Genomic DNA, 20,434 nt, shown 5'->3' on the forward strand with positions numbered 1-20,434 from the left:
CTGCTGCCGCTGCTGCAGGCGCGCGCCGGGCAGCGGCCCGAGCTGCCGACAGCGAAGCAACCCTCCCCAACCACGGACGGCCGTGGCGCAGATGAATAAGGCGGGACGGCCCGCCAGCCCTTCGAGGGTTACTGAACATGTTCGACAAACTTCTGATCGCCAACCGCGGCGCCATTGCCTGCCGCATCCTGCGTACGCTGCGCGCCCTAGATGTGAAAGGCGCGGCCGTCTACTCCGAGGCCGACGCCGCCAGCCTGCATATCCAGCAGGCCGACGAGGCCCACAGCCTGGGCGAAGGCCCGGCAGCGCAGACCTATCTGGTGGTGGAGAAGATTCTCCGCATCGCCCGGGAAACCGGCGCGAAAGCCATTCACCCCGGCTACGGCTTTCTCTCCGAGAACGCCGCCTTTGCCGAAGCCTGTGAAGCCGCCGGCATCGCCTTTGTCGGCCCGACGCCAGAACAGCTGCGGGTGTTTGGCCTCAAGCACACCGCCCGCGCCCTGGCCAAACAACGCGGCGTACCGATGCTGGAGGGCACTGAGCTGCTCGACAGCCTTTCCGATGCCCTCGGCGCAGCCGAGCAGGTCGGCTACCCGGTGATGCTGAAAAGCACCGCCGGCGGTGGCGGTATCGGCATGCGCGTGTGCCGCTCGGCGGCGGAACTCGCTGAGGCCTTCGACGCGGTCAAGCGCCTGGGGCAGAACAACTTCAGCGATTCGGGCGTATTCATCGAGAAATACATCGAGCGTGCCCGCCACCTGGAAGTGCAGGTGTTCGGTGACGGCGCCGGCGAAGTCATCGCTCTCGGCGTGCGCGACTGCTCGGTGCAGCGACGCAACCAGAAGGTGCTGGAGGAAACCCCGGCGCCAAACCTGCCGACCGGCATGGCTGAGGCGCTGTGCGAGGCGGCGATCAGGCTGGCAAAAGCGGTGAACTATCGCAGCGCCGGCACCGTGGAGTTCGTCTACGACGCCGAGGCCGAGCAGTTCTATTTTCTCGAAGTAAACACCCGCCTGCAGGTCGAGCACGGCGTCACCGAGCAGGTCTGGGGCGTCGATCTGGTGCGCTGGATGATCGAGCTGGCCGCCGGCGACCTGCCGCCTCTGGCGGAGCTGACCAGGATGCTGAAGCCCAGCGGGCATTCGATCCAGGCGCGCGTCTATGCCGAAGACCCCGGCCGGGATTTCCAGCCGAGCCCCGGTTTGCTCACCGCCGCGAGCTTCCCGGCAGCCGACGGCAAGGCCCTGCGCGTCGATACTTGGGTCGAGGCTGGCTGCGAGATCCCGCCGTATTTTGACCCGATGATCGCCAAGGTCATCACCTGGGCGCCGAGCCGCGAGGAGGCTCGCCAAGCGCTTGACGAGGCGCTCGGCGACACCCTGCTCTACGGCGTGGAAACCAACCGCGATTACCTGCGCCAGATCCTTGCCTTTACCCCGTTCGCCAGCGGCAACCCCTGGACCCGCTGCCTGGAGGGTCTCAGCTACAAGGCCAATACCTTCGAGGTTATCAGCGCCGGCACCCAAACCACCGTACAGGACATCCCCGGCCGCCTTGGCTACTGGGCGGTAGGCGTGCCGCCGTCCGGCCCGATGGACAGCCGCGCCCTGCGTCTGGGCAATGCCCTGCTCGGCAACGCCGAAGACGCCGCCGGGCTGGAAATCACCATGAGCGGGCCGATCCTGCGCTTCAACACCAACGCGGTGGTGGCGGTGACCGGCGCGGAAATACCGTTGAAGCTGGATGACGTGCCGCAGCCGATGAGCACTGCGCTGTTCATCCCGGCCGGCAGCACCCTGACGATCGGCACCATTGCCGGTGCCGGTGCCGGTGCCGGTGCGCGGTCGTATCTGTGCGTGCGCGGCGGTCTGCAGGTGCCGGAGTATCTGGGCAGCAAGAGCACCTTTACCCTCGGCCAGTTCGGCGGCCACGGCGGCCGCGCCTTGCGTGCCGGCGACGTGCTGCATCTGGCACCGCTGACCGACTCGTCTGCCGGCGCCACGCTGGCCGCCGAGCTGTGCAGCGCCCTGCCGGCGGTGCGCGAAATTCGCGTGATCTACGGCCCCCACGGTGCGCCGGAATACTTCACCGAAGGCTATATCGAGCGCTTCTTCGCCACCGACTGGGAAGTGCACTTCAACTCCAGCCGCACCGGCGTGCGCCTGATCGGGCCCAAGCCCGAATGGGTGCGCGAGAGCGGCGGCGAAGCCGGTTTGCATCCATCCAATATCCACGACAACCCCTACGCCATCGGCGCGGTGGACTTCACCGGCGACATGCCGGTGATCCTCGGCCCCGACGGCCCGAGCCTGGGGGGGTTTGTCTGTCCGGTGACCATTATCGAGGCGGACCTGTGGCAGCTCGGGCAGCTTAAGGCAGGGGATAAAGTGCGCTTTGTCCCGGTGGATATCGCCACAGCGCGGGAGCTGGCAAGAGCCCGGCGCGAAGAGTGCGCGCTTGTCTCCCCTCTCCCTCCGGGAGAGGGGCCGGGGCGGCCTGCGATCGGGGTGAGGGCTGTTTCAACCGACAGCAAAAGCCCCTCACCCCAGCCCTCTCCCGGAGGGAGAGGGGGCATTTACGCGCAGTCTGCGGAATATGCGCTCACCTCCCCCATCGTCCTCGACCTCGGCCAGGACGACACCCGTCTGGTCGCCCGACTCTCCGGCGACACCCATCTGCTGCTAGAAATCGGCGCGCCGGAACTGGACCTGGTGCTGCGCTTCCGAGGCCATGCGCTGATGCAGGCGTTGGAAGCCAAGGGACTCGACGGCGTCATCGACCTCACACCCGGCATCCGTTCGCTGCAGGTCCACTACCAGCCGGAAACCCTGCCGCTGGCCGTGCTGCTGGAGACAGTCGCCGGCCTGTGGGACGCAGTGTGCGCCGCGCAGGATCTCAAAGTCCCCTCGCGCATCGTCCACCTGCCGCTGTCCTGGGACGACCCGGCTTGCCAGCTGGCGATCGAGAAGTACATGACCACGGTGCGCAAGGACGCGCCCTGGTGCCCGAGCAACCTGGAATTCATCCGTCGCATCAACGACCTGCCGAACCTCGACGAGGTGTATCGCACGGTGTTCGAGGCCAGCTATCTTGTGATGGGCCTGGGCGACGTCTACCTCGGCGCGCCGGTGGCCACCCCGCTGGACCCGAGGCATCGCCTGGTCACCACCAAGTACAACCCGGCGCGCACCTGGACCGCCGAGAACTCGGTGGGCATTGGCGGCGCCTACATGTGCGTCTACGGCATGGAAGGCCCGGGTGGTTACCAGTTCGTCGGTCGCACCCTGCAGATGTGGAGCCGCTACCGCGCCGTCGAGGCGTTCGGCGGCCAGCCCTGGCTGCTGCGCTTCTTCGACCAGATCCGTTTCTACCCGGTCAGCGCCGAGGAGCTCCTGAAGATTCGCCGCGATTTTCCGCTGGGCCGCTACCCGGTGAAGATCGAGGAGACCGAGCTGCGCCTCTCCGACTACCAGGATTTCTTGGTCAAGGAAGCCGAAGGCATCGAGGCCTTCCGCAGCCAGCAGCGCGCGGCCTTCGACGCCGAGCGCCAGCGCTGGATCGAATCGGGGCTGGCGCATTTCGAGAGCGAGGAAGTAGCGGCCGATCTCGGTGAAGACACCCCGCTTGGCGCCGGTGAGCACGGCATCGAAAGCCATATCGCCGGCAATCTCTGGCAGGTGTCGGTGGCCGAGGGCGCGCGCGTGGCTGCCGGCGACGTGCTGGTGATCCTTGAGAGCATGAAGATGGAAATTCCGCTCATCGCTCCGGTCGCCGGGGTGGTGAAGGACATCCGTGTGCAACCCGGCTCCCCGGTGCGCGCCGGCCAACGGGTGGTGGTGATCGAGGAGGTTTGAGAACTGTGGTCTTTGCCGACCATTTCCCCCTCACCCTAGCCCTCTCCCTCAGGGAGAGGGGACCGGTTCGGCGCGGGCTCGCAGGTCTGGACATCGACGCAGCTCGCGCATTGCCATGAGCCGCGTAACGACCTCTCAGCGCCTGCGATACGAAAGCAACGCCGGACCAAAAGACCATCAGCAACACCGAATCAACCCCCTCGCCCGTTGGGAAGAGGACTGGGGAGAGGGGAAAGAGGCCCAACCAAGTTCCTCCGCCACGACATACCACAGGCTCCGGACTAACAGCACCAAAGCAACGCCAGACCACAAAGACCACCAGCAACACCGGATCAACCCCCTCGCCCCTTTGGGGAGAGGGCTGGGGTGAGGGGAAGAGACCCAACCAGATGCCTCGCCACGACACACACCAAAGGCTCCGGACTAACAGCACCAAAGCAACGCCAGATCACAAAGACCGCCAGCAACACCGGATCAACCCCCTCGCCCCTTTGAGGAGAGGACTGGGGTGAGGGGAAAGAGGCCCAACCAAGTTCCTCCGCCACGACGTACCAAAGGCTCCGGACTAACAGCACTAAAGCAACGCCGGACCACCAGACCGCCAGCAACACCGGATCAACCCCCTCGCCCCTTTGGAGAGAGGGCTGGGGTAAGGGGAAGAGACCCAACCAGATGCCTCGCCACGACACACACCAAAGGCTCCGGACTAAAAGCACCAAAGCAACGCCAGACCACAAAGACCGCCAGCAACACCGAACCAACCCCCTCGCCCCTTTGGGGAGAGGGCTGGGGTGAGGGGAAACGGCCGCCAGCCTGACCTGAATCCCGACCGCCCGAACAGACCAGGCCCGCCACAGAGGAAGCCAACCATGACGACCCATTTCGATCTTCGCCTCGACACGCTGCGCAATGCCTATGAAGCCGGCACCACGACCCCGCGCCAGCTGATCCTCGAACTGCACGCCAAGGCCGCTGAACTGAACGGCGAATTCAACGCCTTTATCCACCTGATGAGCGTCGAAGAACTTGAGCCCTACCTGGCCGCACTGGAGAGCAAGACGCCCGCCGAGCTACCGCTCTACGGCATCCCGTTCGCCATCAAGGACAATATCGATCTGGCCGGCATTCCCACCACCGCCGCCTGCCCGGCCTTTGCCTACACACCTCAAACCAGCGCCACCATCGTCGAGCAGTTGATCGGCCTGGGCGCGGTGCCGCTGGGCAAGACCAACCTCGACCAATTCGCCACCGGCCTCAACGGTACCCGCTCGCCCTATGGCAAGTGCCGCAACAGCGTGCGCCCCGACTACCCCTCCGGTGGCTCCAGCGCCGGCTCATCCCTGGCCGTGGCGCTGGGCCTGTGCACCTTTGCCCTGGGCACCGACACCGCAGGCTCCGGCCGCGTGCCGGCGGCGCTGAACAATCTGGTAGGCCTCAAGGCCAGCAAAGGGCTGATCTCCACCGCTGGCGTCGTGCCCGCCTGTCGCACGCTGGACTGCGTGACCTTCTTCACTGCCAGCGCCACCGAAGCCAGTCAGCTGCTCGCGTTGACCGCCAGGCTCGATCCGCGTGACGAATACAGCCGCGCCAACCCGCTGTGGAACGACGGCTCGGCCTTCGGCCAGGTGAAGTCCTTTCGCTTCGGCGTACCGAAGCAGCTCGAGTTCCTCGGCTGCCCGGAAAGTCCGGCGCTGTTCGCCGCCACCATTGAGCAGCTAAAAGCCATCGGTGGCGAGCCAGTGGAAGTGGACTTTTCGCCCTTTCTCGAAGCCGCGCGCCTGCTCTACGAAGGCCCCTGGGTCGCCGAACGCTATAGCGTGGCCGGCGCGCTGATCGAGCAGCAACCCGACGCCGTCCTGCCGGTGATAAAGGCGGTACTGGAAAAGGCACCGGGCACCACCGCCGTGCAGCTGTTCGAAGCGCAATACCGCCTGCAGCAGCTGAAGGCCATTTGCGACCGGATCATGACCGAGGTCGATTGCGTGCTGACGCCCGCGTACCCGCGCCCGGTGACGCTCGCCGAGCTTCACGCCGAACCGGTCAAGCGCAACTCGGACCTGGGCTACTACACCAACTTCATGAACATGCTGGATTACGCCGCCGTGGCTGTACCTGCCGGCGTTATGGAGAACGAGCTGCCCTGGGGCGTGACGCTGTTTGGCCGTGTGTTCACCGACCAGTACCTGCTGAGCCTGGCCGATGCACTGCAACGCCGGACCGGCCTGGCCCTGGTGGGCAGCAATGCGATCACAACACCTGCCCCGCAGAATCCGGCGCGCAACGACCGGACGAGAGTGGTGGTCTGCGGCGCGCACCTCGATGGCCTGCCGCTGAACTGGCAACTTCGCCAGCGCGGCGGTCGGCTGCTGGAGGTAACCACCAGCAGCGCGGCGTACAAGCTCTACGCCCTGGCCGGCGGCCCGCTGTTACGCCCGGGGATGGTGCGCGTCGCCGAGGGTGGAGCGGCCATCGCCGTGGAAGTCTGGGAAATCCCCAGCAGCGAGCTGGGCTCGTTCCTCACCGGCATCCCAGCGCCGCTGGGCCTGGGCAAAGTGGAGCTAGAAGACGGGCGCTGGGAAACCGGGTTTATCTGCGATGCTTACGGCCTTGACGGCGCCGAGGACATCACCCACTTCGGCGGCTGGAAGGCTTGGCTGGCGCAGCGGGGTTGAGATAGCGAAGCCTCTTATCTGGCTGTAAGCGGTAAGGAGCGAAACACAGCCAGTGAGAAATGAATGCGCGGGACTGACCAACAACTATGCATCTGGTACATCCCGCGCAGCGCACGATAGCGATACCGCGCCTTAATGGCAGCTCCTATAACGCCGGTCAGGTAGCCATCTCGGGCCAGGGTGTGCGCATCCAGTCCTCACGCTAGTCTTCGTCGCTGCTGCTGCGCCTCGGCAAAGCCTCGTCCAGCGCTGACCCACCCTCTCGCAACACGACTTGATGAACCCCCGGACCAGGCATCGCGATCCCCGAAGCGCGCAGTGCCTCAATCAGGTTTGCCCGCACACGCGAGGCGGTGAGCATGAAGTCCGACCGGCGCGAGTCGCACCAGAATTGCACCTGAAAGGCGAGCTCGCTCTGGCCCATCTCGCGTATCGCCACTGTGGGTGGTGGCTCGGCGATGACTCCTTCAGCACCCCGGGCTGCCTCCTTGAGCACGCGCATTACCTGTGGCAGATCGACTTCGTAGCCGAGGTAGCAGATCACCTGACCACGGCGCACCGGCGCAGCGGTGTTGTTGGTGACCCGCGAGGTAAAGGTTTCCGCATTCGGCACCAGGACCCGGCGTCCGTCGTAGGTGCGGATCTGCGTGGCACGCAGTTCGATGCGCTCCACGCTGCCCTCGGTGTCGCCGATGATGATCTGGTCGCCGAGCTGGAACGGCCGCAAGGTGAGGATCAGCAGGCCGCTGACAAAGTTGGAAAGGATGTCCTTGAGGGCGAATCCGAGCGCCAGGCTGGTCAGCCCGAGGCCTGTGGCGAGCGTCCCGGGCTCGAGGCCAAAGGCGGTGGCAGCGACGATCAGGCCCAGCAGCCAGACGGTGTAGTAACTGACCTGCTTGATCAGGTTCTCCACCGTCCGATCGCGTATCAGCCGATGAGAGATCATCCGGACCCCTGCCCGCACACTCGCAGCCAATGCCCAGAACACGCCGATCACCAGAAGCGCCGCCAGTGCCCGCGGCACGATGCTGATGGCCGCTTCCAGCAGCCGGGCGAAGGCAGTATCGACGCTGGCGCGCACGTCGGTCACGAAGCGCGCTCGCTCCGACGTCCGCCGTGTGCTGGCCTGCGCCAGCGCAGTTTCGAGAACCGACGCCCACTCGCGCGCCTGCGCCTCGAGCGCCCGGCCGTTGGCTTGGGCATCCTCCTCCGTGACCTGCATCAGGATGCGCCCAGCCATGGTGATCTGGCGCGCCTCGGCGTTTTCCCCGGCCGGCGCGATGCGCGCCCTGCTGATGCCCTGCGGGGTTTCCAACACCGTCAGCAATTGCCGCTCTATCTGCCGAGCCCGCAGGCGCGCCTCCAGCTCCTCGGTTCCGCCAAGACGAAACAGTGCCCGGCCGTCGAGCCGCACCGTCGCCAAGCCATCATCTACCTGCGCGGTCGCGGGCAATGAGGCAAACACGGCGAGCAGCACCAGCAGCACGGCCATCGGCAGATGCATCAGTCGAGTCATGGGAAGAGATGTTGCGAGAAGAGCAGCCCTGGGCCGACCGATGTGCAATCTGCGACCCAGGGTGCGTCCGCGGTTTATCAGAAGACCAGCGCGAACAGGCCGATCACGACGATCAGGCCGATCAGAAAGATGATGCCAATGGTGCTACCTAGAAACTTCAGCATGTGATGGCTCCCGTTCTTCGTGAGTTCATCAGTTCCGACTGGCAGGTACCTCCATCGTTCAAGGTTTTCGCCGACCAGTACATCTCGCGACTCTATCCCGATCGTCATTAAGACGCGCCGCAGCACCATTCGGGAGCGCCCTTTCAGAAATTGACCTGCATCCGAGCATGCCCGCCGCTCAACGAAAAGCCTCGTGCCGCAGCGGACGCGCCGTGCCACGCGGGCTTGCCGAGCTTGCACGGCATCTGGCACGCAACCTGCTCTATCCCAAGTGAACGGGATGAGTCGCCACCGGCACTCATGACGCTTGGCACAAAACACAGGAGCAGCTTCAAGGAGAACTAGGGTTCCGGCTCACAGGGAGTGGGCGCTGGTCCGAGAGTTCTCCGGTCCCAGGGACGGGACTACACGGAGGGATAAAAGCCCGGGAGACGCGATGTCATCCCGTGCCTTGTCATTCCAATGTGTAGGGAAATCACGCCATGTCCACACTGCGCTCGCTGAACAAGACCCTCCTCGCCGCCGGCCTGGCCGTCGCGACATTGTTTTCACCGCTGGCCAGCCAGGCCGCCGAGAAGCTGAAGATCGGCACCGTGGTCTGGGCCGGCTACGGCCCCTTCTACGTCGCCGACAAGAAAGACCTGTTCAAGCCCCACGGCCTGGATGTAGACCTGCAGTTCTTCAACGACCCGGCGCTGATCCCCACCGCCATGCTCAGCCGCGCGCTGGACGGCGGCATGCTCACCTACGACCAGGTAGTGGCCTCGGTCGCCAAGGGCCTGAAGCATCGGGTGGTGATGCCCATCGACTTCTCCAACGGCGGTGACGCCATCGTCGCCGATGCCTCGGTTCAGTCGGTCGCCGACTTCAAGGGCAAGAAGGTCGGCTTCAATCCGCTGTCGCCCTCAGACTTCCTGCTGGCCTATGCGCTGCAGCAGAACGGCATGAGCGACAAGGATATCGACGCCGTCAACATGACCCCGGAAGGCATCCCCGGCGCCATGGCTTCGGGCAATCTGCCGATTGGTGTGACCTACGAGCCCAACGTCTCGCAGATTCTCTCCATGGGCGGCGGCGACAAGTTCAAGGTCGTCTATTCGTCCAAGGACGCCCCCGGCCTGATCACCGACGTGCTGGTCTTCGACGAGGCGGTGATCGCCAAGAAGCCCGCCGCCATCAAGGCGATGATCCAGGGCTATCTCGACGGCCTGGCCTACATGCAGGCGCACCCCGAGGAGTCGGCTGAAATCATCGGCGAGGTGCTCGGCGTCAGCGCCGAAGAAGCCGTCGAGCAGATGACCGGTGCCTACAACATCCCGCTTGCCGAGATGGGCAAGAGCTTCACCCCGGGCGAAGACACCCATTCGTTCCATGGCAGCGGCGCGATCATCGCCAAGCTGCTCAAGGATAACGGGCAGATCCCGAGCATCCCCGATTTCAGCCAGACCTACGACGCCCAGTTCACCGAAGCGCTCGCCCAGTAAAGCCGACGCCAGGCGGGCCATCGCCCGCCTGTGCTGGAGAAGACCATGAACGCCAAACCCCTGTACCGCTACGCCGATGGCCGCGTCCCAAATACCTTGGCGATCCTCTACACCGTACTCGCCTACGGCGGCGGCCTGGCCCTGCTGTTCGCCGCCAATGGCTGGCTGAATGCACTGGGCACGTTGCTGCTGGCCCACGGCATGATCATCGCTGCCTACCTGATCCACGAATTCGCCCACGGCGCCATTTTCAGCGTGCCCAAGCACAACGAATGGGCTGGCAAAGTCTGCAGTTGGTTGTGCGGCAGCTGCTACGCCGAGTTTCAGGACCTGCGCAAGAAACACATGCGCCATCACGTCGACCGCGCCGACGTGATCACCTTCGACAGCAAGGCCTTTCTCAAGGCACGCCCGCTGTGGTTCCAGAAGCTGGTGCTGGCGCTGGAATGGGCCTATGTGCCGGCGGTGGAACTGATCATGCATTTCTACGTGATCGCCCTGCCCTTCATCACCGACAACGACAGGCACCGCGCCCGGCGCGGCAAAGTCGCTGCTGTGCTGGCCATTCGCACGCTGCTCTTTACCGGGCTCGCTACGCTCTCGCTGAAGGCCGTGCTGCTCTACGCCTTGGCCTGGATGATCATGCTCAGCGTGCTGCGTTTCGCCGATGCCTATCAGCACACCTACGAGGCCTTCGCCGTGCTGGAAGATGGCGGCAAGCTGCCGGAGGACAAGCGCCGCGACCGCAGCTACGAGCAGCAGAACACCTACAGCAACGTGGTTTCCGAGCGCTGGCCGGCGCTGAACCTGCTGCTGCTCAACTTTTCATTCCACAACGCCCACCACGAGAAGCCGGTGGCGCCCTGGTATCGCCTGCCCAAGCTGCACGCCGAGCTGTACGGCAGCACCTACAACCAGGTCATCCCGATGCGCAAGCTGCTCGGTAGCTTCCACCGCTACCGCGTGCGTCGCGTGTTGGACGATGACTACGGTGTGGTCAGCGAGGGGCCGCACAAGGCCGACAACTTCTACGGCGCCGTGGGCGTCTCCTTCCTGACGGCGGTGTGACATGCACAAGGCACTGGATTACCGCGGCCGCTGCGTGGTCATCACCGGCGCCGCCGGGGGCATCGGCCGTGGCCTGGCGCAGAGTTTCGCCGCCGTCGGCGCCACCCTGGAGCTGCTCGACCGTGACGCCGACGCCCTCGCCCGGCTTGCCGACGAATTCGCTGGCGAGACGCCGTTGCACTGCACCGCGCTGGACCTCGGTGATCGCCAGGCAGTGCAGCAGTACGCCGATGACCTCGCCTGCCGCGGCCTCAATGCCGATGTGCTGGTCAACAACGCCGGCGTCGAATACGCCACGCCGCTGGATGAGTGCAGCTTCGACGCCGATCAGCGCTGGTCGACCCTGCTGGAGAACAACGTCGGCTCCATGCAGCGTCTGACCCGTGCGTTGCTGCCACGCCTGCGCGCTGGCGCCAGCGTGATCAACCAGGCCTCGATCTGGGGCCTGAAAGGCGTGCCGGGCTTTTCCGCCTATGTCGCCAGCAAGCACGCAGTGGTCGGCCTGACCCGCTCGCTGGCCTGGGAGCTGGGCCCGCGGCGCATCCGGGTGAACGCGGTGTGCCCCGGCTGGATCGGCACCGATGCGGCCATGCGCTCGCTGCAGGTGATGGCGGACGCCAACGGCCGCAGCGACAGCGCTGAGCTGGCGGCGATCCTCGCCAACCAGGCCATCCCTGAGCTGCTGACACCGGCCGATCTGGGTGGCACTTTCCTGTTTCTCGGCTCACCGCTGGCCGCCGCCCTGACCGGCCAGGCGCTGTCGGTCAGCCACGGCGAGGTGATGCACTGATGGTTGCCATCTTTACTGGCCGGACCGCCCTGGTCACCGGCGCAGCGACCGGCATCGGCCGCGCCACCGCGCTTGCGCTCGCAGCCGAGGGCGCGCGGGTCTGGATCAACCATCGCGACCAGCATGATCTGGCGAACCAATTGGTCGAGCAGATCATAGCCAACGGCGGAGACGCCTCGGCCATCGAGGCGGATGTCAGCGATCCGGTTGCGGTGGCGGCGATGTTCGAGGCCATCGAGGCGCACGGACCGCTGGATTTGCTGGTCAACAACGCCGGGGTGATCCTGGAAAAGCCCTTTCTCGAGACCAGCGAGGCGGACTGGGCACGGGTGCTGGGCGTCGACCTCGCCGGCGTCTACCGCTGCTGCCGCCATGCACTGGCACAGATGCAGCCGCGGCGCAGCGGCGCCATCGTCAATGTCGCCTCGGACCTCGGATTTCTCGGCCGCGAACAGTACGTCGCCTACTGCACGGCCAAGGCCGGGGTGATCGGCCTGACCCGCTCGTTGGCGCGCGAATTCGCCGCCGATGGCATTCGCGTCAATGGCGTCGCGCCCGGCCCCATCGCCACGGCGATGGTCAGCCCGGAGCACATGAGCGATGAGTGGATGGCCAAGGAGCTGGCGATCCCCATGGCTCGCCTGGGTACGCCGGAGGAAGTCGCGGCGGCCATCGTCTTCCTGCTTTCGCCGCAGGCGAGCTATTTCACCGGACAGCTGCTCGGGCCCAACGGCGGCTCCTGGATGGGCGCATGAACAGCCTGATGCCACAGGGCATGCTGATCGGCGGCGCCATCATGTGGGGGCTGGGCTGGCTGCCGCTGCAGTTCTTCGCGGCCCGCGGCCTGGCCGGCATGCCGCTGGTGCTGCTGACCTATTCGCTACTCAGCCTGCTGGCGCTGCCAGTGCTCTGGCAGCAGCGCCGCCAGTGGGCGAGCCAGTATCGCCAGGTGCTCACCATGGGCCTGTGCGGTGGCTGGGCCACCGCCGCCCTGGTTACCGCCCTGGCCGACGGCAACGTGGTGCGGGTGATGCTGCTGTTCTACCTGGCGCCGGTGTGGGCGATGGTCGGCGGCTGGCTGCTGCTCGGCGAACGCCTCAGCGGCACACGGCTGTTCGCCCTGGGGCTGGCGATGCTCGGCATCGGCCTGACCCTCGGCGTCACGAGCGAAGCGCTGGACGCACCCGGCGCGAACGACTGGCTGGCACTTTCCGCCGGCCTCGCCTTCAGCCTAAACAACCTCGCCACTCGCGCCGCCGACCGGGTGCCGCTGGCGAGCAAGGCGCTGGTCAGTTTCGTCGGCAGCGCGCTGCTCGGTGGGCTGTTCTGCCTGCTGCTGCGCCAGCCACTTCCGCCCCTGGATCTGACCCTGAGCTGGCAGATCGCCCTGCTCGCCCTCGGCTGGCTGGTCAGCATGGCCGCTGTGCAGTACGGCCTGACTCATCTGGAAGCCGGCCGCGCCGCAGTGCTGGTGGTGTTCGAGCTGATCGCCGCGGTGCTGTCGTCCGCCTGGTTCGGCGCCCACGCCATCGGCCCGAACGAATGGCTCGGCGCCGCCCTGATCACCACCGCCGCGCTGATCGCCGGCTGGCCGGAACGTCCCCTTTCAATCGCGACAAGGAGCACCTGCGCATGACCGTGCACATGGATCAACTGAGCTGGGTCGACTACGAACGCCGCGTGCGCGAAGGCGCCGTGGTCTTTCTGCCCTGCGGCGCCACGGAGCAGCATGGCCCACACCTGCCGCTGGGCACCGACGCGCTGCTGGCCAGCGCGATCAGTGCCGACGTGGCGGCACGAGTCGGCGGACTGGTCGCGCCTGCGCTGTCCTACGGCTACAAGTCGCAACCGAAATGCGGCGGCGGTCAGCATTTCTGCGGTACCACCAGCCTGGATGGCGCGACCTTGAGCGCACTGGTGCGCGACGCCGTACGGGAGTTCCACCGCCACGGCGTGCGCCGCCTGGTGCTGGTGCTCGGCCATTACGAGAACCAGTGGTTCGTCGCCGAGGGCATCCAGCTCGCGCTGCGCGACCTCGGACCGGACGCCGGGCTGGAGGTGATGCGCCTGGAGCACTGGGATTTCTGCCGCGAGCAGACCCTGACCGATGTCTTCCCCGATGGATTCCCCGGCTTCGCTCTGGAGCACGCTGCGGTGATCGAGACCTCGCTGATGCTGCACTTCCATCCGCAGCTGGTCGCGCTGGAGAAGATTCCCGACGACGCCCCGGCCGACTTTCCGCCCTACGACATGTACCCCACCCGTACCGAATGGGTGCCGCCATCCGGGGTGCTGTCCTCGGCCAAGGGCTCCAGCGCAGAGAAAGGCCGGCGGCTCGCCGAAGACATCGTCGAAGGCATCGCCGCCGCGGTGTGCAAGGAGTTCGCCCTGTGAGCCTGACGACGAACCTGCTGCACCCCCAGCGCACGGCGCTGCTGGTGATCGACATGCAGCGCGACTTCTGCGCCCTGGGCGGTTACGCCGACCAGGCCGGCATGGACGTCAGCCGCCTGCGCGCACCGATTCCGGCGATTCAGGCGCTCCTGGATCGCGCCCGCGGGCTGGGCATGCTGGTGGTGCGCACCCGTGAAGGCCATCGTCCGGATCTTTCCGACCTGCCCGACCCCAAACGCCGCCGTGCCGAAGCGACCGGCGCCCCCATCGGCAGCGTCGGCCCCCTCGGCCGCCTGCTGGTGCGCGGCGAATTCGGCCACGACCTGATCGACGAACTGCAGCCGCGCGCTGGCGAGCCGGTGATCGACAAACCCGGCTACAGCGCTTTCGCCCATACCGATCTCGAACTGATCCTGCGCCGCCGCGGCATCGAGCGGCTGATCCTGACCGGCGTGACTACCGAGGTCTGCGTGTCTTCGACGCTGCGCCAGGCCATCGACCTTGGCTTCGACTGCCTGACCGTCAGCGATGCCTGCGCCTCGTCCGACCCGCAACTGCATGCAGCTGCGCTGGCGATGATCGAGGTCGAAGGTGGGCTGTTCGGCAGCGTGACCAACAGCGCCAGCCTGCTCCGGCGTCTGGAGCGTGCCGCATGACCGATGTGCTGAAGCTCTGGCCACTGCTGACCGCCACGCATCGCTATGACAAGTCGATTTCCACCCGCAATCGCGGCCAGGGCACGCTGATCGACGCGCCGATCCTCGCCTTCCTTATCGAAACCCGACAGGGTCGCGTGCTGTTCGACGTCGGCTGCGACTACGCCAAGCTCAGCGATCCGCAGCTGCGTGCGCGCTGGTTCGATCCGGTGGAGTTTCCCATGGGGCCGCCCGAGATGACCGAGGAGCAGCGTCTGCCCGCCCATCTGGACCGACACGGGCTGTCCCCCGCCGATATTGATCTCGTGTTCCTCAGTCATCTGCATTTCGATCACGCCGGTGGCCTGTGCGAACTGTGCGGCTGCGATGTGCATGTGCATGAAGCGGAACTCGCCGCCGCCCGCGCCCAGGCGGACAATGCCTACTTCGCCGATGACTTTGCCGGCGAACATCGTTGGATGCTGCAGCGCGACGAATACGAGCTGCTGCCCGGACTGCGCGCGATCAATACCCCCGGGCACACCGCCGGCCACATGTCGCTGCTTATCGAACTGCCGCACGGCAAGCCGGTGATTCTCGCCGGGGACGCTGCGGACCTGAGCGAGAACCTGGTCGACGAAGTCGCGCCCGGCCTCTGCTGGCAGGACCGCGAAGACCTGGCGTTGGCCAGCATCCGCAAGCTCAAGGCCACCGCTGCCGAAACCGACGCCGCAATCTGGCCGAATCACGACATGGCCTTCTGGCGCACCCTCAAACGCTTTCCGGAGTACCACGCATGAAGAGCGTTCCCGATGCCTATCTTGGCGTGTGGCGCCGGCGCCTGCTGACCACCACGGCCGGCTTGCGTGACGAAACCAGCGAGGTGTACTGGCTGCAAACCGCCAGCCTGCACGCCGACCTGCGCCTGCCGCGGCCGCAAGCGCTGCCGCCAGCCGCCTCGCTGGAAACCTGCAGCCATGCCCAGCAGCTGGCCCTGAGCGAACAGGCTGGCTTCGCCGGCATCACCGAGGTCACCGGCGATATCTGCCAGTGGCATCGGCTGATCGACTTCCAGCCGCCGGGCGGACCTGCGGATATCGGCCTGATGCACTTCGAGACCCCGGAGCGGCTGCTGGAAGACGGGCTGGACGGCAGCTATCACGAAATCTGGCAGCGCCTGCCGGAGTCGCAAGGGCGCAACTGGGGCATCTGGCTGCGCGCGGCGGAGCAGCCAGCCCGGCAGGCCTGTCTGCTGGTAGCGGGCGACTACTTCCTGTTCGCTGCCGAGCGGCCGATTCTGCTGCCGGCCAGCACAGGATATCTGCGTGACCAACTGGCTGCCGTCAGCCCCGCGCTGCGGCCACAGTTGCTGGCCTGCGAGCTGTCCTTCGGCCGCCACCGCAACGGCGCAACACCCTGGCAGATCACCCACTCGACGCTGCCCGGCCGCGTCGGCGACGCCCTACTGTCGAGCTACTGGAACTTCGCCGACCCCACCAGCCTGCCGACTGCTGACCTCGCCGCGCTTGGTCGTTATCCGGCGGCCGGTGGCTGGCAACGCGTTGAACTCGATGTGCCCACCATTTCACAGGAGGTTCCCGCATGACAGCGCAGATCAGCATCCCCTCCGCTGCCACCGCCGCGCAGCCGCGACACACGGCAACACCGGCCGCACCGGCCGAACAGGTGGTGCGCAAGAGCAGTTTCTGGCGCATTCGCGGCGAGATATCCCGGCGCAGCGCCTGGCTGCTGACCGGCGCCGGGCTGAGCCTGCCCTTCATCATCTGGTGGCTGTGGACCGCGCTTGGCCTCGCCGACCCGATGTTCATGCCCAGCCCCGGCGCAGTGCTCGAACGCATCGGTCGCTGGTGGACCAGCGAGGGGCTGCTGGGGGACATCGGCATCAGCGTCTGGCGGGTCATGGCGGGCTTCGGCGCCTCGGCGCTGATCGCCCTGCCGCTGGGGCTGTACATCGGCACCTACCGGCCGGTGCAGGCCTTTCTCGAACCGCTCACCGATTTCATCCGCTACATGCCCGCAGTGGCCTTCATTCCGCTGGTGATGCTTTGGGTCGGCATCGACGAAGGCTCCAAGGTGCTGATCATCTTCATCGGCACCTTTTTCCAGATGGTGCTGATGGTCGCCGAGGATGTGCGCCGCGTGCCCATGGCGCAGATCGAGGCGGCACAGACCATGGGGGCCAACCGCAGCGAGATCGTCAAGCTGGTGATCCTGCCGTCGGCCAAACCGGCGCTGCTCGACACCCTGCGCATCACCTGCGGCTGGGCCTGGACCTACCTGGTGGTGGCCGAACTGGTCGCGGCCAACTCCGGCCTCGGCTACGCCATCCTCAAGGCGCAGCGGTACATGCACACCGACAAGATCTTCGCCGGCATCCTGCTGATCGGTCTGATCGGCCTGCTCACCGACCAGGCCTTCCGCTGGTTGCACCGCCGCGCCTTTCCCTGGATGAGGAAATGACCATGTCCGATGCCAAGATTCATGTCCGTCAGGTCGGCAAGACTTTCGTCAGCGAGCGCCGTGAGGTGCAGGCGCTGCAGTCGATCGACCTGGATATCCAGCCCAACGAGTTCGTCACCTTCGTCGGCGCCTCGGGCTGCGGCAAATCCACCCTGCTGCGAATCATCGCCGGGCTGGAAACGCTGAGCCGCGGCGAGATCCTGCTCGACGGCAAGCCCATCGATGGTCCTGGCGTCGACCGCGCCATGGTCTTCCAGCATTACAGCCTCTACCCCTGGCTGACGGTGATGCAGAACATCAAGTTCTGCCGCCAACTCAAGGTGATCGGCGACACCGTGCGCCACGACGGTGACGTGGAGTCCGCCGCCGGCCGCGCCGACGCCCTGCTCAACCTGATGGGCCTAACGCGCTTCGCCGATGCCTATCCCAGCCAGCTCTCCGGCGGGATGCAGCAGCGCGTCGCCATCGCTCGCGCCCTGCTGCCCAAGCCCGCGACGCTGCTGATGGACGAGCCGTTCGGCGCGCTGGATGCGCAGACCCGTGAGGTCATGCACGACCTTATCCGCCATGTGCACAGGCTGGAAAAAAGCACCATCCTGTTTGTCACCCACGATGTCGAGGAAGCCATCTATCTGGGCAGCCGCATCGTGCTGATGGCGCCGAGGCCCGGGCGTATCGACTCCATCTACGAGGTGCCGCTGCCGGCCCAGCGCCATCAGGACATGAAGCTCGCGCCCGAATTCACCGAGCTCAAGCGCGAAATCCTCGCCCGCATCCGCGAAACCTCTGGCATGCAGACCGACCTCGAGCAGCTGGCCAAGCTCAGCGCCGTGGCCGGCTGAAGGCTAGCGCCCGAGTAGCTCGGCCATCGCTGCGAAGACCTGCTGCATGGCCGCCGCGCTGCGGCCGGGCCCACCGGCGCAATGACCCCAGTCCGATTCCAGCACGCGCAGTTCGGCAGCGGGAATCAGCGAGGCCTCGTGGCGGGCATCCTCGACGGTGAAATACAGATCGCTGCTGCCGGGCATGAGGATGGACCGCGCACGGATGCGCCCCAGCGCTTCGGCCAGCGAGCCATCGCCAAAGCTGCGGGCCGGATCGGCCGACTGCCAGGTATGCAGCACGCAGAGCAGGTCGTTGGCGTCCTGCTCCAGATGATCCTGCTCCCAGTAGTCGAGCAGCGCCTCCAGGCTCTCGAAGCCCAGCTCGCGCCACAGCTCGTGACGATAGAACGCCTGCGAATAGGCCCAGCCGGCATAGGCGCGGCCGAAAGCCCGCAGGCCGCGTTCCGGCGGCACGCTGTAGCGACCACCCAGCCAGGCGGCGTCGGCGCACAGCGCCGCTTTCACCCCTTCGAGAAACACCCGATTGTGCGGCCAGCAGCGTGCCGTGCAGCAGAACGGCAGGATGGCGCGCACCCGCTCGGGATAGGCCATCGCCCAGAACAGCGTCTGCATGCCGCCCATGGACCAGCCCGTCACCAAGGCTAGCTGCCAGTCGTCACCGAACAGCCGGTCGAGCAACGCCTTCTGGGCGTGCAGATTGTCCAGCAGGCTCACCTGCGGAAAGTCCGCACCCTCCTGTCCCGGCGCCGCGTTGCTCGGCGAAGTCGACCAGCCGGCGCCGAAAAGGTTGGTCAGCACCACGCAGTAATCGCCGCCTGCCAGTGGCCCCTCCGCACCAAGCAGGGGCAGGCTGCCCCAATGTGTGCCGCCGTAGTAGCTGGGAATCAGCACCAGGTTGTCTCGCGCCCGGTTCGGCGTGCCTATTACCTGATAGCAAATGCGTGCATTGCGCAATCGCTCGCCGCTTTCCAGGCTCATTTCGCCCAGCGCGTGAAGCTTCTTTTCCCTTTTTATTTCAAGCATCTGCATGACTCCCACATCGGCGAAACGGGCAAGCAGTGGCACCAGACGTAGCCCGTTTCTATACACGCTGGCATGTATATTGGATGAAGGAATCGTGCCAGCGGCCCCGGCCGCCATTCATGACTCCAAGGAGCGCAAGCAGATGACCAGCTTCCCACTCTCCTCCGTCGAGGAGCTGAAACAGCGGCTGCAGGACAAGGGCGTGAAGTACGCCATGGCCAGCTACGTCGACATGCACGGCGTGATCAAAGGCAAGTTCGTTCCGCTCGACCATCTGGGGCAGATGCTTCGCGGTTCCGAGCTGTACACCGGCGCAGCGCTGGACGGCGTGCCGCAGCAGATCAGCGATAACGAAGTGGCGGCGATGCCCGATCCGGCCAGCGCCACCCAGTGCAGCTGGAATCGCAGCCTGGCCTGGTTCGCCAGTGATCTGTACCTGGACGGCAAGCCGTTCGAAGCCTGCTCGCGCGGCATTCTCAAGCGCCAGACCGACGCTGCGGCCGAGATGGGCTACAGCTTCAATCTGGGCATCGAGACCGAGTTCTTCCTCTACAAGGACACCCCGGACGGTGGCTTTGCCCCACTCAGCGATCGTGATACCGCGGCCAAGCCCTGCTATGACCCGCGCCTGCTGATGGACAACCTGCCGGTGATCGATGAGCTGGTGGAAGCCATGAACGAGATGGGCTGGGGCGTGTACTCGTTCGACCATGAAGACGCCAACGGCCAGTTCGAAACCGACTTCAAGTACGCCGACGCACTGACCATGGCCGACCGCTTCGTGTTCTTCCGCATGATGGCCAACGAGATCGCCCGCAAGCACGGCGCCTTCGCCACCTTCATGCCCAAGCCCTCGGCGCAGCGCACCGGCAGCGGCGCGCACTACAACATGTCACTGGCGGACCTGGCCTCGGGCAAGAACCTCTTCGAAGTGGATGGCGAAGACCCTCACGGCTGCGGTGTCACCCCGCTCGCCTATCACTTCATCGCCGGCGTGCTGAAACACGCCAAGGCGATCTGCGCGGTCATCGCGCCAACGGTGAACAGCTACAAGCGGCTGATCCGCAAGGGCGCCATGTCCGGCTCGACCTGGGCGCCGGTGTTCGTCTGCTACGGCAACAACAACCGCACCAACATGCTGCGTATTCCGTCCCAAGGCGCGCGGGTCGAATGCCGCGCCGCGGATATCGGCTGCAACCCCTATCTCGGCGCCGCGATGATCCTCGCCGCCGGCCTGGAAGGCATCCGCGACAAGCTCGAACCGGGCCAGCCGCATCGCGAAAACATGTACGACTACAGCGAAAAGGATGTCGCGGACATGGGCATCGAAACCCTGCCGCGCACGCTGTCCGAAGCCATCGACGCCTTCGAGGCCGACCCGCTGTCGCGCCAGGTGTTCGGCGACGCGATGTATGAAGCCTTCGTCGAGTACAAGCGCGACGAATGGAATGCCTACCACACCCATGTTTCCGACTGGGAAATCCAGCGCTACCTGAAATTCTTCTGAC

Annotated in this window: 17 protein-coding genes and 1 riboswitch; of the genes, 14 read left to right on the forward strand and 3 right to left on the reverse strand. The window is 65.8% G+C overall.

Annotated features, from left to right (window positions below; all coding sequences use genetic code 11):
- Positions 1-137 precede the first annotated feature (137 nt).
- The gene (gene uca, locus LLJ08_RS11220) at positions 138-3,854 is read left to right on the forward strand and encodes an urea carboxylase (protein WP_228207036.1); all 3,717 of its coding nucleotides are present in this window, start codon (positions 138-140) and stop codon (positions 3,852-3,854) included.
- An 869-nt stretch (positions 3,855-4,723) separates the two neighbouring features.
- Positions 4,724-6,526, forward strand: a complete 1,803-nt coding sequence (atzF, locus tag LLJ08_RS11225; protein ID WP_228207037.1) for an allophanate hydrolase — start codon at positions 4,724-4,726, stop codon at positions 6,524-6,526.
- Between the two features lie 202 nt (positions 6,527-6,728).
- Here atzF and LLJ08_RS11230 read toward each other — a convergent pair whose 3' ends face one another.
- The gene (locus LLJ08_RS11230; protein ID WP_228207038.1) at positions 6,729-8,030 is read right to left on the reverse strand and encodes a mechanosensitive ion channel family protein; all 1,302 of its coding nucleotides are present in this window, start codon (positions 8,028-8,030) and stop codon (positions 6,729-6,731) included.
- A gap of 89 nt (positions 8,031-8,119) precedes the next feature.
- The gene (locus LLJ08_RS11235) at positions 8,120-8,458 is read right to left on the reverse strand and encodes a small membrane protein YohP (protein ID WP_228207039.1); all 339 of its coding nucleotides are present in this window, start codon (positions 8,456-8,458) and stop codon (positions 8,120-8,122) included.
- A gap of 78 nt (positions 8,459-8,536) precedes the next feature.
- Positions 8,537-8,639: riboswitch (guanidine-I (ykkC/yxkD leader) on the forward strand.
- Between the two features lie 49 nt (positions 8,640-8,688).
- On the opposite strand from LLJ08_RS11235, the gene LLJ08_RS11240 reads away from it, so the two are divergent.
- From LLJ08_RS11240 to LLJ08_RS11290, 11 genes are read left to right on the forward strand one after another with little or no spacing between them, the layout of a single operon-like run.
- Positions 8,689-9,690, forward strand: a complete 1,002-nt coding sequence (locus LLJ08_RS11240; protein ID WP_046619421.1) for an ABC transporter substrate-binding protein — start codon at positions 8,689-8,691, stop codon at positions 9,688-9,690.
- A 45-nt stretch (positions 9,691-9,735) separates the two neighbouring features.
- Complete coding sequence (locus LLJ08_RS11245; RefSeq protein ID WP_228207040.1) at positions 9,736-10,758, forward strand: fatty acid desaturase family protein; 1,023 nt, start codon at positions 9,736-9,738, stop codon at positions 10,756-10,758.
- Position 10,759: 1 nt separating this feature from the next.
- A complete protein-coding gene (locus tag LLJ08_RS11250) occupies positions 10,760-11,548 on the forward strand; it encodes an SDR family NAD(P)-dependent oxidoreductase (protein ID WP_228207041.1) in 789 nt (262 codons plus the stop codon).
- Positions 11,548-12,303: an SDR family NAD(P)-dependent oxidoreductase gene (locus tag LLJ08_RS11255; protein ID WP_179484233.1), complete on the forward strand. Its 756-nt coding sequence runs from the start codon at positions 11,548-11,550 to the stop codon at positions 12,301-12,303. The genes LLJ08_RS11250 and LLJ08_RS11255 overlap by 1 nt, the downstream gene beginning before the upstream one ends.
- Entirely contained in the window at positions 12,300-13,184 is an 885-nt protein-coding gene (locus LLJ08_RS11260) for a DMT family transporter (RefSeq protein ID WP_179484234.1), read from the forward strand. The genes LLJ08_RS11255 and LLJ08_RS11260 overlap by 4 nt, the downstream gene beginning before the upstream one ends.
- Complete coding sequence (locus LLJ08_RS11265; RefSeq protein WP_179484235.1) at positions 13,181-13,942, forward strand: creatininase; 762 nt, start codon at positions 13,181-13,183, stop codon at positions 13,940-13,942. Before LLJ08_RS11260 ends, LLJ08_RS11265 begins: the two co-directional genes overlap by 4 nt.
- Complete coding sequence (locus tag LLJ08_RS11270; protein WP_228207042.1) at positions 13,939-14,598, forward strand: cysteine hydrolase family protein; 660 nt, start codon at positions 13,939-13,941, stop codon at positions 14,596-14,598. Before LLJ08_RS11265 ends, LLJ08_RS11270 begins: the two co-directional genes overlap by 4 nt.
- Positions 14,595-15,377, forward strand: a complete 783-nt coding sequence (locus tag LLJ08_RS11275) for an N-acyl homoserine lactonase family protein (protein ID WP_023445599.1) — start codon at positions 14,595-14,597, stop codon at positions 15,375-15,377. The genes LLJ08_RS11270 and LLJ08_RS11275 overlap by 4 nt, the downstream gene beginning before the upstream one ends.
- A complete protein-coding gene (locus LLJ08_RS11280) occupies positions 15,374-16,183 on the forward strand; it encodes a hypothetical protein (RefSeq protein ID WP_228207043.1) in 810 nt (269 codons plus the stop codon). The genes LLJ08_RS11275 and LLJ08_RS11280 overlap by 4 nt, the downstream gene beginning before the upstream one ends.
- A complete protein-coding gene (locus LLJ08_RS11285) occupies positions 16,180-17,058 on the forward strand; it encodes an ABC transporter permease (RefSeq protein WP_014820354.1) in 879 nt (292 codons plus the stop codon). Before LLJ08_RS11280 ends, LLJ08_RS11285 begins: the two co-directional genes overlap by 4 nt.
- A gap of 2 nt (positions 17,059-17,060) precedes the next feature.
- Positions 17,061-17,900: an ABC transporter ATP-binding protein gene (locus LLJ08_RS11290; protein ID WP_228207044.1), complete on the forward strand. Its 840-nt coding sequence runs from the start codon at positions 17,061-17,063 to the stop codon at positions 17,898-17,900.
- A gap of 3 nt (positions 17,901-17,903) precedes the next feature.
- Here the strand turns inward: LLJ08_RS11290 and LLJ08_RS11295 are convergent, their stop codons facing one another.
- The gene (locus LLJ08_RS11295; RefSeq protein ID WP_228207045.1) at positions 17,904-18,926 is read right to left on the reverse strand and encodes an alpha/beta fold hydrolase; all 1,023 of its coding nucleotides are present in this window, start codon (positions 18,924-18,926) and stop codon (positions 17,904-17,906) included.
- Between the two features lie 142 nt (positions 18,927-19,068).
- Between LLJ08_RS11295 and glnT the strand changes: the two genes are divergently transcribed.
- Positions 19,069-20,433, forward strand: a complete 1,365-nt coding sequence (glnT, locus tag LLJ08_RS11300) for a type III glutamate--ammonia ligase (RefSeq protein WP_031297782.1) — start codon at positions 19,069-19,071, stop codon at positions 20,431-20,433.
- Position 20,434: the final 1 nt, after the last annotated feature.

Source organism: Stutzerimonas chloritidismutans (assembly GCF_020783375.1).
Taxonomy (GTDB): Bacteria; Pseudomonadota; Gammaproteobacteria; order Pseudomonadales; family Pseudomonadaceae; genus Stutzerimonas; species Stutzerimonas kunmingensis.

What these genes read in the sequence shown, in the direction of transcription:
- LLJ08_RS11280 (WP_228207043.1), top strand. Translation starts at nt 15,374, where the DNA reads ATGAAGAGCGTTCCCGATGCCTATCTTGGCGTGTGGCGCCGGCGCCTG.
- LLJ08_RS11240 (WP_046619421.1), top strand. Translation starts at nt 8,689, where the DNA reads ATGTCCACACTGCGCTCGCTGAACAAGACCCTCCTCGCCGCCGGCCTG.
- LLJ08_RS11295 (WP_228207045.1), bottom strand. Translation starts at nt 18,926, where the DNA reads ATGCTTGAAATAAAAAGGGAAAAGAAGCTTCACGCGCTGGGCGAAATG.
- LLJ08_RS11245 (WP_228207040.1), top strand. Translation starts at nt 9,736, where the DNA reads ATGAACGCCAAACCCCTGTACCGCTACGCCGATGGCCGCGTCCCAAAT.
- LLJ08_RS11250 (WP_228207041.1), top strand. Translation starts at nt 10,760, where the DNA reads ATGCACAAGGCACTGGATTACCGCGGCCGCTGCGTGGTCATCACCGGC.
- LLJ08_RS11265 (WP_179484235.1), top strand. Translation starts at nt 13,181, where the DNA reads ATGACCGTGCACATGGATCAACTGAGCTGGGTCGACTACGAACGCCGC.
- LLJ08_RS11230 (WP_228207038.1), bottom strand. Translation starts at nt 8,030, where the DNA reads ATGCATCTGCCGATGGCCGTGCTGCTGGTGCTGCTCGCCGTGTTTGCC.
- uca (WP_228207036.1), top strand. Translation starts at nt 138, where the DNA reads ATGTTCGACAAACTTCTGATCGCCAACCGCGGCGCCATTGCCTGCCGC.
- LLJ08_RS11275 (WP_023445599.1), top strand. Translation starts at nt 14,595, where the DNA reads ATGACCGATGTGCTGAAGCTCTGGCCACTGCTGACCGCCACGCATCGC.
- LLJ08_RS11290 (WP_228207044.1), top strand. Translation starts at nt 17,061, where the DNA reads ATGTCCGATGCCAAGATTCATGTCCGTCAGGTCGGCAAGACTTTCGTC.
- glnT (WP_031297782.1), top strand. Translation starts at nt 19,069, where the DNA reads ATGACCAGCTTCCCACTCTCCTCCGTCGAGGAGCTGAAACAGCGGCTG.
- LLJ08_RS11260 (WP_179484234.1), top strand. Translation starts at nt 12,300, where the DNA reads ATGAACAGCCTGATGCCACAGGGCATGCTGATCGGCGGCGCCATCATG.
- LLJ08_RS11285 (WP_014820354.1), top strand. Translation starts at nt 16,180, where the DNA reads ATGACAGCGCAGATCAGCATCCCCTCCGCTGCCACCGCCGCGCAGCCG.
- LLJ08_RS11255 (WP_179484233.1), top strand. Translation starts at nt 11,548, where the DNA reads ATGGTTGCCATCTTTACTGGCCGGACCGCCCTGGTCACCGGCGCAGCG.
- atzF (WP_228207037.1), top strand. Translation starts at nt 4,724, where the DNA reads ATGACGACCCATTTCGATCTTCGCCTCGACACGCTGCGCAATGCCTAT.